The organism is Mesorhizobium sp. RCC_202 (assembly GCF_041355295.1).
In the GTDB taxonomy this organism is placed as follows: domain Bacteria; phylum Pseudomonadota; class Alphaproteobacteria; order Rhizobiales; family Rhizobiaceae; genus Mesorhizobium.
Genome location: NZ_JBFUPO010000005.1, coordinates 300,784 through 313,682, shown reverse-complemented (window position 1 = coordinate 313,682; position 12,899 = coordinate 300,784). Strand labels below are relative to the sequence as shown.

The 12,899-nt window shown below is 61.8% G+C and carries 13 protein-coding genes and 2 pseudogenes; 7 read left to right on the top strand and 8 right to left on the bottom strand.

Features of this window, described 5'->3' with window-relative positions; genetic code table 11:
* The first annotated feature begins 121 nt into the window (after positions 1 to 121).
* Entirely contained in the window at positions 122 to 994 is an 873-nt protein-coding gene (locus AB6802_RS14350; RefSeq protein WP_371010768.1) for an undecaprenyl-diphosphate phosphatase, read from the top strand.
* Positions 995 to 1,033: 39 nt separating this feature from the next.
* Positions 1,034 to 1,825, top strand: a complete 792-nt coding sequence (locus AB6802_RS14345) for a phosphodiester glycosidase family protein (protein ID WP_371010767.1) — start codon at positions 1,034 to 1,036, stop codon at positions 1,823 to 1,825.
* Here AB6802_RS14345 and AB6802_RS14340 read toward each other — a convergent pair.
* On the bottom strand, positions 1,809 to 2,018 hold the full coding sequence (locus tag AB6802_RS14340; protein ID WP_371010766.1) for a hypothetical protein: 210 nt from the start codon (positions 2,016 to 2,018) through the stop codon (positions 1,809 to 1,811). The two genes, AB6802_RS14345 and AB6802_RS14340, sit on opposite strands and share 17 nt — an antisense overlap.
* Positions 2,019 to 2,030: 12 nt before the next feature.
* Entirely contained in the window at positions 2,031 to 2,987 is a 957-nt protein-coding gene (locus AB6802_RS14335) for a DUF1402 family protein (protein WP_371010765.1), read from the bottom strand.
* 272 nt (positions 2,988 to 3,259) lie between these two features.
* On the opposite strand from AB6802_RS14335, the pseudogene AB6802_RS14330 reads away from it, so the two are divergent.
* The 3 genes and pseudogenes from AB6802_RS14330 to AB6802_RS14320 form a co-directional block, all read left to right on the top strand.
* A pseudogene (locus AB6802_RS14330) lies at positions 3,260 to 3,398 on the top strand (muramidase); the annotation flags it as partial.
* A 155-nt stretch (positions 3,399 to 3,553) separates the two neighbouring features.
* Positions 3,554 to 4,417 (top strand): annotated as a pseudogene (locus AB6802_RS14325) (GH25 family lysozyme); the annotation flags it as partial.
* A 192-nt stretch (positions 4,418 to 4,609) separates the two neighbouring features.
* Positions 4,610 to 5,152, top strand: a complete 543-nt coding sequence (locus AB6802_RS14320; RefSeq protein ID WP_371010764.1) for a DUF2314 domain-containing protein — start codon at positions 4,610 to 4,612, stop codon at positions 5,150 to 5,152.
* Between the two features lie 49 nt (positions 5,153 to 5,201).
* On the opposite strand, the gene AB6802_RS14315 is transcribed toward AB6802_RS14320, so the two are convergent.
* Positions 5,202 to 6,119, bottom strand: coding sequence for a LysR substrate-binding domain-containing protein (locus AB6802_RS14315; RefSeq protein ID WP_371010763.1), 918 nt, complete (start codon positions 6,117 to 6,119; stop codon positions 5,202 to 5,204).
* A gap of 105 nt (positions 6,120 to 6,224) precedes the next feature.
* On the opposite strand from AB6802_RS14315, the gene AB6802_RS14310 reads away from it, so the two are divergent.
* Together AB6802_RS14310 and AB6802_RS14305 are read left to right on the top strand one after the other, a co-directional pair.
* Entirely contained in the window at positions 6,225 to 6,389 is a 165-nt protein-coding gene (locus AB6802_RS14310; RefSeq protein WP_371010762.1) for a hypothetical protein, read from the top strand.
* A 34-nt stretch (positions 6,390 to 6,423) separates the two neighbouring features.
* Positions 6,424 to 7,032 (top strand): methyltransferase, encoded by a 609-nt coding sequence (locus AB6802_RS14305; protein WP_371010761.1) that lies wholly within the window; start codon positions 6,424 to 6,426, stop codon positions 7,030 to 7,032.
* Between the two features lie 280 nt (positions 7,033 to 7,312).
* Here the strand turns inward: AB6802_RS14305 and AB6802_RS14300 are convergent, their stop codons facing one another.
* The 5 genes from AB6802_RS14300 to AB6802_RS14280 form a co-directional block, all read right to left on the bottom strand.
* Positions 7,313 to 7,684: a VOC family protein gene (locus AB6802_RS14300; protein WP_371010760.1), complete on the bottom strand. Its 372-nt coding sequence runs from the start codon at positions 7,682 to 7,684 to the stop codon at positions 7,313 to 7,315.
* 12 nt (positions 7,685 to 7,696) lie between these two features.
* Complete coding sequence (locus AB6802_RS14295; RefSeq protein WP_371010759.1) at positions 7,697 to 7,903, bottom strand: type II toxin-antitoxin system HicB family antitoxin; 207 nt, start codon at positions 7,901 to 7,903, stop codon at positions 7,697 to 7,699.
* A gap of 84 nt (positions 7,904 to 7,987) precedes the next feature.
* Positions 7,988 to 8,389 (bottom strand): hypothetical protein, encoded by a 402-nt coding sequence (locus tag AB6802_RS14290; protein ID WP_371010758.1) that lies wholly within the window; start codon positions 8,387 to 8,389, stop codon positions 7,988 to 7,990.
* 9 nt (positions 8,390 to 8,398) lie between these two features.
* Positions 8,399 to 9,016 carry a hypothetical protein gene (locus tag AB6802_RS14285; protein ID WP_371010757.1) on the bottom strand — a complete coding sequence of 206 codons (618 nt, stop codon included), beginning with the start codon at positions 9,014 to 9,016 and terminating at the stop codon, positions 8,399 to 8,401.
* Positions 9,017 to 9,045: 29 nt separating this feature from the next.
* On the bottom strand, positions 9,046 to 12,813 hold the full coding sequence (locus AB6802_RS14280) for a vitamin B12-dependent ribonucleotide reductase (protein WP_371010756.1): 3,768 nt from the start codon (positions 12,811 to 12,813) through the stop codon (positions 9,046 to 9,048).
* Positions 12,814 to 12,899: the final 86 nt, after the last annotated feature.

Sequence of the window (12,899 nt, the reverse complement as noted above, 5' to 3'; positions counted from 1 at the left end):
GCCTTACAAATCCGTGAGTTGGAATCACGCTATCGTGAGGCTAAGCCTGTCGCTGAAGGCTTTCGAATGACGATTCACTTTGGCGTCGGAGAGGGACTGCGGCGCTGGGAAAAGGACTGAGATGACCGACGTCTGCACTCAAGGGTTGGATACCGGCTTTGTCGGCCTGGGTTATGCCAAGGTGGCATTTCTGGGCATCGTGCAAGGCATCACCGAATTGCTGCCGATTTCGTCGACCGCGCATATGCGCATCGTGCCGGCGGTGCTCGGCTGGCAGGACCCCGGCTCGGCGTTTTCGGCCGCCATGCAGCTGGCGGCGCTGGCAGCGGTGGTCAGCTATTTCTGGGGCGACGTCAGGGACGTGCTCTTCGGATCGCTATCTGCGATCTCGCGCCGCGATTTCGGCGATCGGCATTTCCGTCTTGCGATCAGCATCGTGCTTGCCACCATTCCGATCGTCATTGCCGGCCTGGCGCTTTCCGGCATCCTCAACGCCTGCAATTCGCCGCTGCGCGGATTGGCCGTCATCGGCTGGGCCTGTATCGTTATGGCAATCCTGCTGGCGCTGGCTGAAATCTTCGCCAGCCACAAGCTCGTGCTGCGCCAGGCGTCGATCCTTGATGCGCTGTTGGTCGGCGTCGCCCAGGTCGGCGCCCTGATCCCCGGCGTCTCGCGCTCGGGCTCGACGCTGACGGCGGCCATGGGGCTGGGTTTTGCGCGGCCGGAGGCCGCGCGTTTGTCTTTCCTGCTAGGGCTGCCCGCGATCGCGCTTGCCGGCCTCAAGGAGCTTTGGGAATTGCACAAGGTGCATCTCGACGCGCATGGCTGGTCGATCCTGGCGGTCGGTCTTGTCGTCGCCTCGATCTCGGCCTTTTTCGCCATCTGGGGCCTGATGCGCATCCTGGAGCGTTTTTCCGCCTGGCCTTTCGTGATCTATCGTGGCCTGCTTGGCGTTGTTCTCCTGATCGGCGTGGCTACCGGATGGCTTACCTAGACGCCCCTCTGTCGAAAACCCCTTGATGGGGGCGCGCTGATGGATCTCGCCACGCTGCTGCAATCGGTGCCGTTGCTGGCTGCGCTGGTGAAATCCGCGGTGCCGGCGGTGGTTGGCGCTGGCTTGAGCGCCGGCCAATGGCTGGCGGCGCTTCCGCCTTGCCGCGACCATACCTTCGAGACCGCGACCTACCTGGTCTGCGAGGCCGATCCGAAGCAGTTCTCCATCGAGCTGTTCTGGAAGAACAAGGATGGCGAACTCTATCGCTCGCTGCACAATCTGCGCATCGCCGAGCAGGCCGCCGGCCGCACCATGCTGTTCGGCATCAATGCCGGCATGTACCATCCAGACCTTGCGCCGGTCGGCCTCTATGTCGAACGCGGCGAGCAGATCACAGCGGCGAAAACCGGTGCGGGCACCGGCAATTTCTCCATGCAGCCGAATGGCATTTTTTATCTGAGCGGCAACAAGGCCGGCGTTCGGGCGACCAAGGATTATCTGAGGCGTACGCCCCGCGTGGATTTTGCGACGCAGTCAGGGCCGATGCTGGTGATCGACGGCAAGCTGCATCCGAAATTCCAGCCCGACAGCGCCTCGCGGAAAATCCGCGATGGCGTCGGCGTGCGCGCCGACGGCGTCGCCGTCTTCGCCATCTCGAACGATGTCGTCACCTTCCACGAATTCGCGCGGTTGTTTCGCGACGAGCTCGGCTGCCCCAACGCGCTCTTCCTCGACGGTTCGATCTCGAGCCTCTATGCGCCGGCGCTCGGCCGCAACGACGATTTCTGGAATCTCGGCCCGATGATCGGCGTCTTCAGGAAAGGCGGCTAGGCCGGCTTCGGCTTTGGACTTTGCCGCGCGCGAGGAGCCTGATGCCGACGACGATGACGAGCACCGTGGTGCCGGGCAGCAGGATGCCGATCAGGATCAGGGATTCGCCGAAGGCAAGCAGACCGACAATGAGACCGGCCCAGGCCTGATGCGTTTCGATCAGCCCAACGCACTGATCGACGAAATTCTCCACCGGGTTGCGATCTCAGCTGCCGCTGTCGAGCAGGCTTTTCAACTCGTCGAGTTTTTCGTTGACCAGCCAGCCGTAGTAATTCTCGACCGGAAACTTGCGCCCCGAGGCCTTCAGCTGGGCGGCGCGCAGCCTGGGCTGGCCGACATTGTAGAGCGTGGCCGTGATGCCCGGATTGCGGGAAATATCGAAGCCCTGTTCCTGATAGGCCTCGATCGCGTCATGCACGATTGCCGCGATGTAGACGATGCTGCGATCGGGATCCATCACATCGCGATAGATCGCTTGCGGGTTGTCGGGTGTCAGCCTGTCGTAGCCGCTTACCCGGTTGACGAGGTCGGTGACTTCGAGCGCGGTCAGCGGGCTGATCTGGCCGAGCCCAAAAGTCTGGCCGGCGAAGAAGGGTTGGAAGAACGCCTGCTGGAAGGTCATCGGCTCGTAAGCGACGCCGTCCACTTTCTTGCCCTTGAAATGCCCGGTCCAGACCCTGTCGCGGCAGCTCCAGAGAGCCGCGCTGCCCTTGGCCTGTTCGCAACCGGCGAATTCCGGGCGCTTGACGAAATCCTGCACGCGCACGCCCTTGTAGCGGAACGCGAAATCGAGCCCGGAATAGGAAAGCGCCTTGACGTAGTAGGTCTGCACCGAACCGACCGCGGTGACGTTGTAGGTATGTTCGCCGACCAGCGCGCCGACTATGTGGATGGGATCGATGTCGTAAGCGGCGGCCGCCTGCTTGATATGCGCCACCAGCTTCGGCTCACGCTTCAGCAGCGCGATGATCTTTCGGTATTTTTCCTCGTAGGTCGTCTTGAACGCGCGGGTGCGGTTGGCCGAGGCGCTTGGGATCGGTGGCTGGGTCTCGGAACGGTTTCCGGGCGGCACGACGATCAGTTTCCCGGCGCGCGCGGGCGAGCCCTGCAAGGCTCCGACAAGGCAGACGAGCAGCAGCAAGAGGCGAAACACACGGACCATTTTTGAATTGGCGCCTTCTTTGCGAGCGAATGGATCGCGTCGTCTCAACGGTGAAGCGTGCGCGGTGTCAAGCGTGGCGAAGGCCGGCGGGCCCGCGTTTTCTGTCGAATTCACACTGGCGAGGTGACGGGACACACCGAATCGCACCGGCGCCTGTCGGCCAAAAGTAAATTTTGATTCAAACTTTGTTGGTAATTTCTCGTTAGGAAAGGGCTGATTGTCCGATGGTGCCGTTCCTGCCTCGGTCTGTTTTGTATCGCGTACAGGTCAAGATGCGGATTCTCAGCGTCGTCAGTTTCGTGCTCGCTTCGCTAAGCCTTGCCGGCTGCTCGTCCACGTCGGGCGTCGATGCCTTGCAGGTGCCGTCCAACGAGACGACCAGTTCGGTCGTGCGGCCAAGCGCGCCGGTGTCGAAATCCGTGCGGACGGCCCGGACCGAAAGAACCGTCGAGACCGCGTCGATGTCTGGTGCCGCGCGCATCGCGCCGCCGGCGCCGCTGCTTGGCGACGAAAATTCGCGCCTGAGCGACCAGAATTTAGACGAGGAGAACGCGCGCCCCGACGACGAAAATTCGCGTCCTTTCGGCCTTGCCGAAGAGGAGACGGTGAACTTTCCCGCGCCCGGCCTGCCGGACAGCGTCGAGCCGCCGGTGCAGGAGGCGGCGCTCGTCTCCGCGCCGAAGCGGCTGTCGCGCGCGGCGCCGGCCATGCTTGCCGGTCCCGTCACGCGTTACGCCTTCCGCGATGCCAAACCGATCAATTTCGGCCGCGCCTCGCCGCGCCATCTTGCCGTCCACGGCGTCGACGTCTCGCGCTGGCAAGGCGACATCAATTGGCAGAAGCTGCGCGCCCAGGGCGCCAACTTCGCCTACATCAAGGCGACCGATGGCGGCGACCATCTCGATCCTATGTTCATGAAGAACTGGCGCAATGCCGATGCCGCAGGGCTGAAGCGAGGCGCCTATCACTTCTTCTACTGGTGCCGCACCGCCGGCGAACAGGCCGACTGGTTCATCCGCAACGTGCCGAAAATGGACGGCGCGCTGCCACCGGTGATCGATGTCGAATGGAACGGCGATTCTTCGTGCAGGCGCAAACCGTCGCGCGAAAAAGTGCTGGAGAAGATGCAGGTGTTCATGGACAAGCTCGAGCGCCATTACGGCCAGCGGCCGATCATCTATACATCGCCGGATTTCTATCGCGACAACCTGCAGGGCGCGTTCCAGAACTATCCGTTCTGGTTGCGCGCCGTGGCGGCGCACCCGTCCAAGGTCTATCCGGGCCGCAAGTGGCTGTTCTGGCAGTATTCCGGCTCCGGCCTGTCGCATGGCGTTACGGGTCGCATCGACCTCAACGTCTTCCACGGCGATGAAAAGGCTTGGCGCGCATGGCTTGGCGGGGGCGGTGAGATAATGGCCGACGCCGACTGAGGGGTGCCGATATTCAGGTCGGGGCGGCCTGCAGCTGACTTGGCGGCAATTTCAGCATTTCGCTAAGCATCCGCTCACCGTATCTCTTAGCGGTGCGGCAACCGCCTTCTTGTAACGTGTCCGTGATCGCGCCTGTCAAGCAACCAACGGTTCGCGTGCGTGGGCAGGCTTCATCGGGGACGGAGGGGTTCGATGCGCAATCCGGCTGTGGCACTCGCCTTTTTGGCTGCTCTTGGCTACGGGTTTTATAATGCGATTGGGCACATGCAGAGCGACAAGCCCGTCGCCATTCCGGAAGCCTCGCCCGGCGCCTCGCCCACGGCGCCGCGCCCGATCAAGGAAAACGTCGTCGCCTATTACACTGGCGACAAGGCAATGCAGAACGCCAAGACCAAGGGCCACTCGACGCTGCCGCGCTTCCACGCGCTGATTAAAGCCGGCACGCCCGGCACCTACACGGTGAAATTCCCGCTGACGCAGAATGGCGCCACCGAGCATATCTGGATGCAGCTTGTCGGTTTCTCCGACGGCCATTTCGTCGGCCTGCTCGCAGACGAGCCGGTCAATGGCAACCAATACAAGATGGGCGACCGCATGACCGTGGCCGAGGCGGACGTCGAGGACTGGATGATCCGCGACGGCGGCGAGGTCTATGGCGGCTACACCGTGCGCCAGGCGTTTGCGGATATGCCGAAGGAGCAGGCCGAAAAGTACGGGATCACGTTCAGGGATTGAGGCTCTTTCCCTTTCCCTTGTGGGGAGAAGGAAAAGGCGCCACACCTCATCATAGCGCTGCCTCGGCCTTTTCGCGCTCGCGGATTTCCGCCGTCTGCGCCAGCACCCAATCGCGAAAGACCTTGATCTTGGGCGTGTTGCGGCGGCTCTCCAGATGCACCAGCCAATAGCCGTCGCCATCGGAGCCAAGCACGTCAAAGGGCTGGATCAGCTGTCCCTTGGCCAGAAGCGCGCTGTAGATGTTGCGCGTCAGGATCGCGGCGCCCCGATCGGTCAGCGCGGCCATCGCATCATAGGCCTGCGAGCCTAGCGTCGGGCCTGGGGTCACCCGATCGGGTTCGAAGGCAACACCGGCCGCCACGAACCAGATTGGCCACCAGGGATCGTCGGCGCAGCATAGCGGCACCTTGTAGAGATCCTCGGGGCGGCGGATGCCACCGACGCTCTCGGCGAGGCTTGGGCTGAGCATCGGCGTGTAGTCGGCCTTGAACAGATAGTGAGCCGTCAGGCCGGGCCATTTCCCGGTACCGGTGCGTATCCCGACATCGACGTCCTCGCGATTGAAATCGAACACCCGCTGCGATGTGTTGACCTTCACGGCGAGGTCGGGATACATCAACTGGAATGTTCCGAGCCACACGGCCAGCCAATTCGTGGCGAAGGTTTCCATGGTCGTCACGGAGAGCACGCCGGTCGCGCCGCCCTTGGTGGCGACCCATGCATCGGCCAAGGACGAGAACGCGCCTGTCGCGTGCGGCGCCAGCTGCTGGCCTGCCTCAGTCAAGGCGATCTGCCTTGTTTTCCTTATGAAAAGCGGTGTTCCAGCGCGTTCTTCCAGGACCTTGATCTGATAGCTGGCCGCCGACTGGGTCATGCCGAGTTCTTCGGCCGCCTTGGTGAAGCTGCCTAGGCGCGAGGCGGCCTCAAAGACGCGAATGGCTCCCAGTGGCGGCAGTTCCCAGCTCATGACGCATCAATCCTCCTGATGCATGATACGCGAGGTTCGATTGGAAACCAAGACCGGAAACCGGCATGCTTTGTCCATCAGATCGAACCCGAAAGGACCACGGCAATGACCATCCTCTACAACACGCTTCGCCATCCGCTGCTCGACCTCTTCACCGCGCCGTTCAAGCCCCGCAAGCGCGGCTTGCTTGACCAGCGTACGGTATCGGATCATTTCCTGCGCGACATCGGCCTGCTTGACGGGCGGGTGCCTCCCGGCACCATTCGCTGAGCTCTTCGACTGACATGGATGCGGGGAGGAGAAGTTGAGCGATCTGTCCGAGGCTCTGGCGAAAAGCCGGCAAACGATCGATGCCTATGAAGACTACGCGGAACGCTACGATGCCATCGTACGCCATGTTCCCAACCCGAGAGAGCAGGCGTCGCTGAAACGCCTCGTGGCGATCGCCGGCACGGCCGGCCAGATTCTGGAAGTCGGGTCAGGGGCCGGATACGATGCGGACTTTCTAGAGGGCCTGGGCGTCAAGGTTCGCCGCACCGACGCGACGAAACGGTTTCTCGAGCTGCAGGCCGCGCGCGGCAAGCACGGCGAACTGCTCGATCTCCTCACCGACGATCTCGGCGGTCCCTACGACGCAGTCCTGGCGCTCGCTGTTCTGATCCATGTGCCGCGCGACCAGATCGACCAGGTGCTCGCCAAGATAGCCGGCTCACTGCGGCCAGGCGGCGCCTTCCTGGTGTCGATGCGCAATGGCGACGGCGAGACGGACGGTAAATATCATACGGTCTACTGGCGCAGGGACGATTTCGCGGCCCGCATCGAGGCCGCCGGGCTGGTGCTTCTCCGGGACGATTTCAATTTGGGGCGCAATGAGGAGGAATGGAACACGTTCCTGGCTGTGCGGCCGGCGTGATGGGGCGCTTCTTCCTTCTCCCCTTGTGGGAGAAGGTGGCCGAGCGAAGCTCGGACGGATGAGGGGTGTTCCAGCGGAGTGAGACGTTGGCATTCCCTGGAACACCCCTCATCCGTCTCGTCGCTGGCGCGCCGATCCACCTTCTCCCACAAGGGGAGAAGGAGAGGGCGCGGCTCACGCCTCGCAACGCACCTTCGTCATCCTCGGGTCTGCGCGCGTCGCTTCGCTTCTTGCTCCGCCCTAGAATGACGAAGTGCAGGGGAGTCGGGGAGTCACGGCACTACCCCTCGTTGATCATCGCCTCGATGTTATTGCCGTCGGGATCAAGCACGAAGCAGGCGTAGTAATTCGCCGCATAGTCTGGACGCGGCCCGGGCGCGCCATTGTCAGCGGCGCCCGCTTCGAGCGCCGCGCGATAGAACGCATCGACCTCCGCTTTGCTCTTCACCCGGAAGGCGACATGCAGATGGGTAAGCGGCGGCTTTTCGCCGGTGCTCTGGATTTCGAACAGGCAGCCATTGCCGACATCGAAGGCCCAGAAAATGCCTTCCTTGCCGAAGGACAGGCTGTAGCCCAAAGGCGCAAAAGCCTTTTCGTAGAAGAGCTTGCTCTTGGCGAGGTCGCTCACTTCGATGGTGATGTGGTCGATCATCAGGAATAGCAGTTATGCTTCTACATATTTCGCTAAGCTGACGCCTCTGGGCACATCCAGCCCATCGGCGCGCAATCCTTCGATATGAAAACGGATTGCATCGCGGATTTCGATTGCTACCTCAGGCACCGTCTCGCCGGTCGCGATGCAACCGGGGAGGTCTGGAACAGAAGCTGAAAAATTGGCTCCTGCCTTTTCGATCACCACGGCGTAACGCATGCCATCACCCTTCAGGCTAACGACAGCGCCTAGGCAAGTTGCCGGCATAGGAACAGCCGCTAGAATAATCCTAAACGCAAATTTTCAGCCGTGCGCCGCCATGGATGGGAAGTCTCTTACTTCAACGTTGTCGCTTTGAGCAATGTCTATAGCCCTTTGATATGCAATGCGCTTTTCATCATCGAAGACCTTGTCCCCTAAAACGCAAAGAGCATCTTCAACAATCTTTACGAGTGTCAAAAACTCTTGACGTTCTGAATGATAATTTTTTTTAAGGTGACGAAGATAGAAATGTCGAAATCCTTTGAGCTTGAAGCCAAGAGGGGCGCGGTTATCCATCGCAAGAATCAAAGTCAGAAAATCATCGATCCGACGATATATAACTGGAGTGTCCTGTCGCACATATTCAAGGCTGTCCGACTGCTCATAATATATAGCGCAGGGCCGATAACTATCGATTGAGTTTGTCCTGTCTATTTTGCCCATAGCGTCAGCTCACCACTTTTGTTGTCGATAGCGCTCCGTAAAGTTTGTCGGCAAATTCGGCGCGTCTCTGTGAGCTTCGACAAACTCCCAGTGCGTGACAACACCGACTGCGCCATTGGGCACCATCGAACATTCTTTTGCCGGACGGCCCTCCGGGTAGTCGAGCCGTACGTACGTTACATGCACTACGTCATCAGGCACATATGACGGTTTGATCACGCAGCCGATGCTCGGATCATATACGAAGAATATGGCAGGCTTCGATACGAAAGCATAAAAATCAAATCCCTTATCGTCATTTCCTGCAGGGCGCTTAATACCACGGAAACAGGCATGCGCGCTAAGCAGGGACGACAGCCCATGTGCCTCTGCAGTTTTTCCCCATTTTGCCAACGCGTTATTCACAGGCGGTATTTCGCCAAGAACGACGCTCCAGAGATCAAGAAGTGGCTGTTTGCGGCCGTGTTCTAGGGCTTTGCGAGCGTCATGCTGAGCAATGCGGTAGACAACATTCTCGTCTCGCCGATAAGGCGAGCGCCCGATGACGGCCGAAGGAATATCGAGCCATCGGGCGGGCGTCTGCCCGCCCCCGTCGATTACGCGGAATGGATGAACAAGCTTGTCCATCGGCGACTACTCCGTCGACCAAGCTCTGATCAGCTGCACCCGCTCGTGCTTCCGCACGTGTCGCACTTTTCGCAGGTGCCGTTCCGCACCATGGTGAAGTTGTGGCACTCGGTGCATTCGTTGCCGGTGTAGCCTTGCAGCAGCGACTGCTGGCGGCGGGTGGCGGCGAGTTTCTTCGCCTCGGCTGCCTCGTTGGCGGCGGCGTCGGTGAACAGGGCTTCGGCACCGCCGGCTTCCTCCTCGACGATCTCCTCGGCCAGTTCCTTGGCACGATCCTCATAGTCGCGCTTGTAGGCGATCGCCTCGTCGCTTGCCGGCTTCAGCGTCAGGACGTTGGAGCCGGAAAACGCGGTGGGCGCGGCACGGCCGGGAGCCGCCGCCGGGGCTGCGCCGGCGAAACCTTTGGGCTCGGAGCCGACGCCCGACACCAGCTTCACCGGCGAGACGCCGCGCGTCAGGCCCTTGGAGAAGGGCGTCGCCTTGCCCTCGGTGATGCCGCGGCCAAGCGCGGTCTTGTCGAAGTCGGACTGGTCGACATGGGCGAGGTCGTGGCGGGCGAGGTAGGAGACCGCAAGCTCACGGAACACGTAGTCGAGGATCGACGTCGCGTTCTTGATGGCGTCGTTGCCCTGCACCATGCCGGCCGGCTCGAACTTGGTGAAGGTGAAGGCCTCGACATATTCGTCGAGCGGCACGCCATATTGCAGGCCGAGCGAGATGGCGATGGCGAAGTTGTTCATCATCGCGCGGAAGGCGGCGCCTTCCTTGTGCATGTCGATGAAGATCTCGCCCAGACGCCCGTCGTCGAACTCGCCGGTGCGCAGATACACCTTGTGACCACCGACGACGGCCTTCTGCGTGTAGCCCTTGCGGCGGTTCGGCAGTTTTTCGCGGTCGCGGTAAAGGCGTTCGATGACGCGCTCGACGATCTTTTCCGTCACCTGCACGGCGCGCTGCGCGGCGGGCGCCGCGATCAGCTGCTCGACCGCCTCGTCCTCGTCGTCCTCGCCATCGGCGAGCAGCGAGGCATTGAGCGGCTGCGACAGCTTCGAGCCGTCGCGATAGAGCGCGTTGGCCTTCAGCGCCAGCTTCCATGACAGCATATAGGCGCCCTTGGCGTCCTCGACCGTCGCGTCGTTCGGCATGTTGATGGTCTTGGAGATGGCGCCCGAGATGAAGGGCTGGGCCGCCGCCATCATCAGGATGTGGCTGTTGATCGACAGCGAACGCTTGCCGATCTTGCCGCAAGGGCTGGCGCAATCGAACACGGCCAAGTGTTCGGCCTTGAGGAAGGGGGCGCCTTCCAAAGTCATCGCACCGCAGACATGGATGTTGGCGGCCTCGATGTCCTTCTTGGAGAAGCCGAGCGCCGGCAGTATCTCGAAGGCAAAGTCGCCGAGCTGCTCGTCGGTGAAGCCAAACGTGTCCTTCACCCAGTCGGCGCCGAGCGTCCACTGGTTGAAGACGAACTTGATGTCGAAGGCCGACTTCATCGCCGCATTGAGCGCCGCGATTTTCTCATCGGTGAAGCCCTTGGCCTTCAGCGAGCCGGGGTTGATGCCGGGCGCCTGGTTGAGGTTGCCATGGCCGACGGCATAAGCCTCGATCTCGGCGATCTGGCTTTCGGAATAGCCGAGCGTGCGCAGCGCTTCCGGCACGGCGCGGTTGATGATCTTGAAGTAGCCGCCGCCGGCGAGCTTCTTGAACTTCACCAGGGCGAAATCGGGCTCGATGCCGGTGGTGTCGCAATCCATGACGAGGCCGATCGTGCCGGTTGGCGCGATCACGGTCGCCTGGGCGTTGCGATAGCCATGCTCCTCGCCGAGCTCGATTGCGCGGTCCCAGGCGGCTTTCGCATGCTCGGCCAGCGCCTGCTGCTTGAGGTCGGAAGCGACCAGCGGCACCGGATCGACGGCCAGCTTCTCATAGCCCTGCTTCTCGCCATAGGCGGCGCGGCGGTGGTTGCGCATGACGCGCAGCATGTTCTGGGCGTTGCGGTCATAGTCCGGGAAGGCGCCGAGCTCGCCGGCCATTTCGGCCGAGGTCGAATAGGCGACGCCGGTCATGATGGCGGTGAGTGCTGCGCAGATGGCGCGGCCCTCGTCCGAGTCATAAGGAATGCCCGAGGTCATCAGCAGGCCGCCGATATTGGCGTAGCCGAGGCCGAGCGTGCGGTATTCGTAGGAGAGCTTGGCGATTTCCTTCGAAGGGAACTGCGCCATCATCACCGAGATTTCGAGCACCATGGTCCACAGACGCACAGTGTGCTCGTAAGCGGCGATGTCGATCGTGCCATCGGCGTTGCGGTAGGGCAGGAGGTTGATCGAGGCGAGGTTGCAGGCCGTGTCGTCGAGGAACATGTATTCCGAGCACGGGTTGGAGGCCCGGATCGCACCGGCCGAAGCGCAGGTGTGCCAGTCGTTCATCGTCGTGTTGAAATGCAGGCCCGGGTCAGCGGACGCCCAAGCGGCGTAGCCGATCTTTTCCCACAGGTCGCGCGCCTTCAGCGTCTTCAGCACCTTGCCGTCCTTGCGGGCGGTCAGCTGCCAGTCGCTGTCGGCCTCGACGGCGCGCAGGAAATTGTCCTTCAGCGATACCGAGTTGTTGGAGTTCTGGCCGGAGACGGTGAGATAGGCGTCGGAATCCCAGTCGGTGTCGTAGGTCTTGAACGACATCGAGCTGTAGCCCTGCTTGGCGAACTGGATGACGCGGTAGATGTAGTTCTCCGGCACGGCATCCTTCTTGGCCGCCTTGATCTCGCGCTTCAGCGCGGTGTTCAGCGCCGGGTCGAAGCAGTCGTCGCCATTGCCTTCGCAATTGACGCAGGCCTTCATGATGGCTTCGAGATGCTTCTTGACGATCTTGGAGCCGGTCACCAGCGAGGCGACCTTCTGCTCTTCATTGACCTTCCAGTCGATGAATTCCTCGATATCGGGATGGTCGGCGTCGACGATGACCATTTTCGCCGCGCGGCGGGTCGTGCCGCCCGACTTGATGGCGCCGGCGGCGCGGTCGCCGATCTTGAGGAAGCTCATCAGGCCGGACGAGCGGCCGCCGCCGGACAGCTTCTCGCCTTCGCCGCGCAGCATGGAGAAGTTCGAGCCGGTGCCGGAGCCGTATTTGAACAGGCGCGCCTCACGCACCCACAGATCCATGATGCCGCCCTCGTTGACGAGGTCGTCCTGCACGCCCTGGATGAAGCAGGCATGCGGCTGCGGATGCTCATAGGAGCTCTTCGACTTGGTCAGCTTGCCGGTGAACGGGTCGACATAGAAGTGGCCCTGGCTCGGACCGTCGATGCCATAGGCCCAGTGCAGGCCGGTGTTGAACCACTGCGGCGAGTTCGGCGCGACGCGCTGGGTGGCCAGCATATAGGCAAGCTCATCGCGGAAGGCGCGCGCGTCGTCCTCGGACTTGAAGTAGCCGCCCTTGTAGCCCCAGTAAGTCCAGGTGCCGGCAAGGCGATCGAAGACCTGGCGGGCGTCGGTCTCGGAACCATAGCGCTCGGCCTCGGGCAGCTTGGCGAGCTCGGCCTCGTCGGCGACCGACCGCCACAGGAACGAAGGGACGTCGTTCTCCTCGACCTTCTTCAGCCGCGCCGGCACGCCGGCCTTGCGGAAATACTTCTGCGCCAGGATGTCGGCCGCGACCTGGCTGAATTGTACAGGCACATCGATGTTGTCCAGGCGGAACACCACCGAACCGTCAGGATTCTTGATCTCCGACAGCGCCTTGCGGAATTCGATCTCCGCGTAGGCAGACTGGTCTGGCTTGGTGAAGCGACGCTCGATGCGCATTGGTCCGGTCCCTTTGTGTCTATATATAGCGCTTTTCCCCGGGGATTTCTGCCCCACATGGCGAAAAGCACGGTCCGCCGTTTGCC

What these genes read in the sequence shown, in the direction of transcription:
- AB6802_RS14295 (WP_371010759.1), bottom strand. Translation starts at nt 7,903, where the DNA reads ATGCGTTACGCCGTGGTGATCGAAAAGGCAGGAGCCAATTTTTCAGCT.
- AB6802_RS14320 (WP_371010764.1), top strand. Translation starts at nt 4,610, where the DNA reads ATGCGCAATCCGGCTGTGGCACTCGCCTTTTTGGCTGCTCTTGGCTAC.
- AB6802_RS14350 (WP_371010768.1), top strand. Translation starts at nt 122, where the DNA reads ATGACCGACGTCTGCACTCAAGGGTTGGATACCGGCTTTGTCGGCCTG.
- AB6802_RS14300 (WP_371010760.1), bottom strand. Translation starts at nt 7,684, where the DNA reads ATGATCGACCACATCACCATCGAAGTGAGCGACCTCGCCAAGAGCAAG.
- AB6802_RS14290 (WP_371010758.1), bottom strand. Translation starts at nt 8,389, where the DNA reads ATGGGCAAAATAGACAGGACAAACTCAATCGATAGTTATCGGCCCTGC.
- AB6802_RS14280 (WP_371010756.1), bottom strand. Translation starts at nt 12,813, where the DNA reads ATGCGCATCGAGCGTCGCTTCACCAAGCCAGACCAGTCTGCCTACGCG.
- AB6802_RS14345 (WP_371010767.1), top strand. Translation starts at nt 1,034, where the DNA reads ATGGATCTCGCCACGCTGCTGCAATCGGTGCCGTTGCTGGCTGCGCTG.
- AB6802_RS14310 (WP_371010762.1), top strand. Translation starts at nt 6,225, where the DNA reads ATGACCATCCTCTACAACACGCTTCGCCATCCGCTGCTCGACCTCTTC.
- AB6802_RS14335 (WP_371010765.1), bottom strand. Translation starts at nt 2,987, where the DNA reads ATGGTCCGTGTGTTTCGCCTCTTGCTGCTGCTCGTCTGCCTTGTCGGA.
- AB6802_RS14315 (WP_371010763.1), bottom strand. Translation starts at nt 6,119, where the DNA reads ATGAGCTGGGAACTGCCGCCACTGGGAGCCATTCGCGTCTTTGAGGCC.
- AB6802_RS14285 (WP_371010757.1), bottom strand. Translation starts at nt 9,016, where the DNA reads ATGGACAAGCTTGTTCATCCATTCCGCGTAATCGACGGGGGCGGGCAG.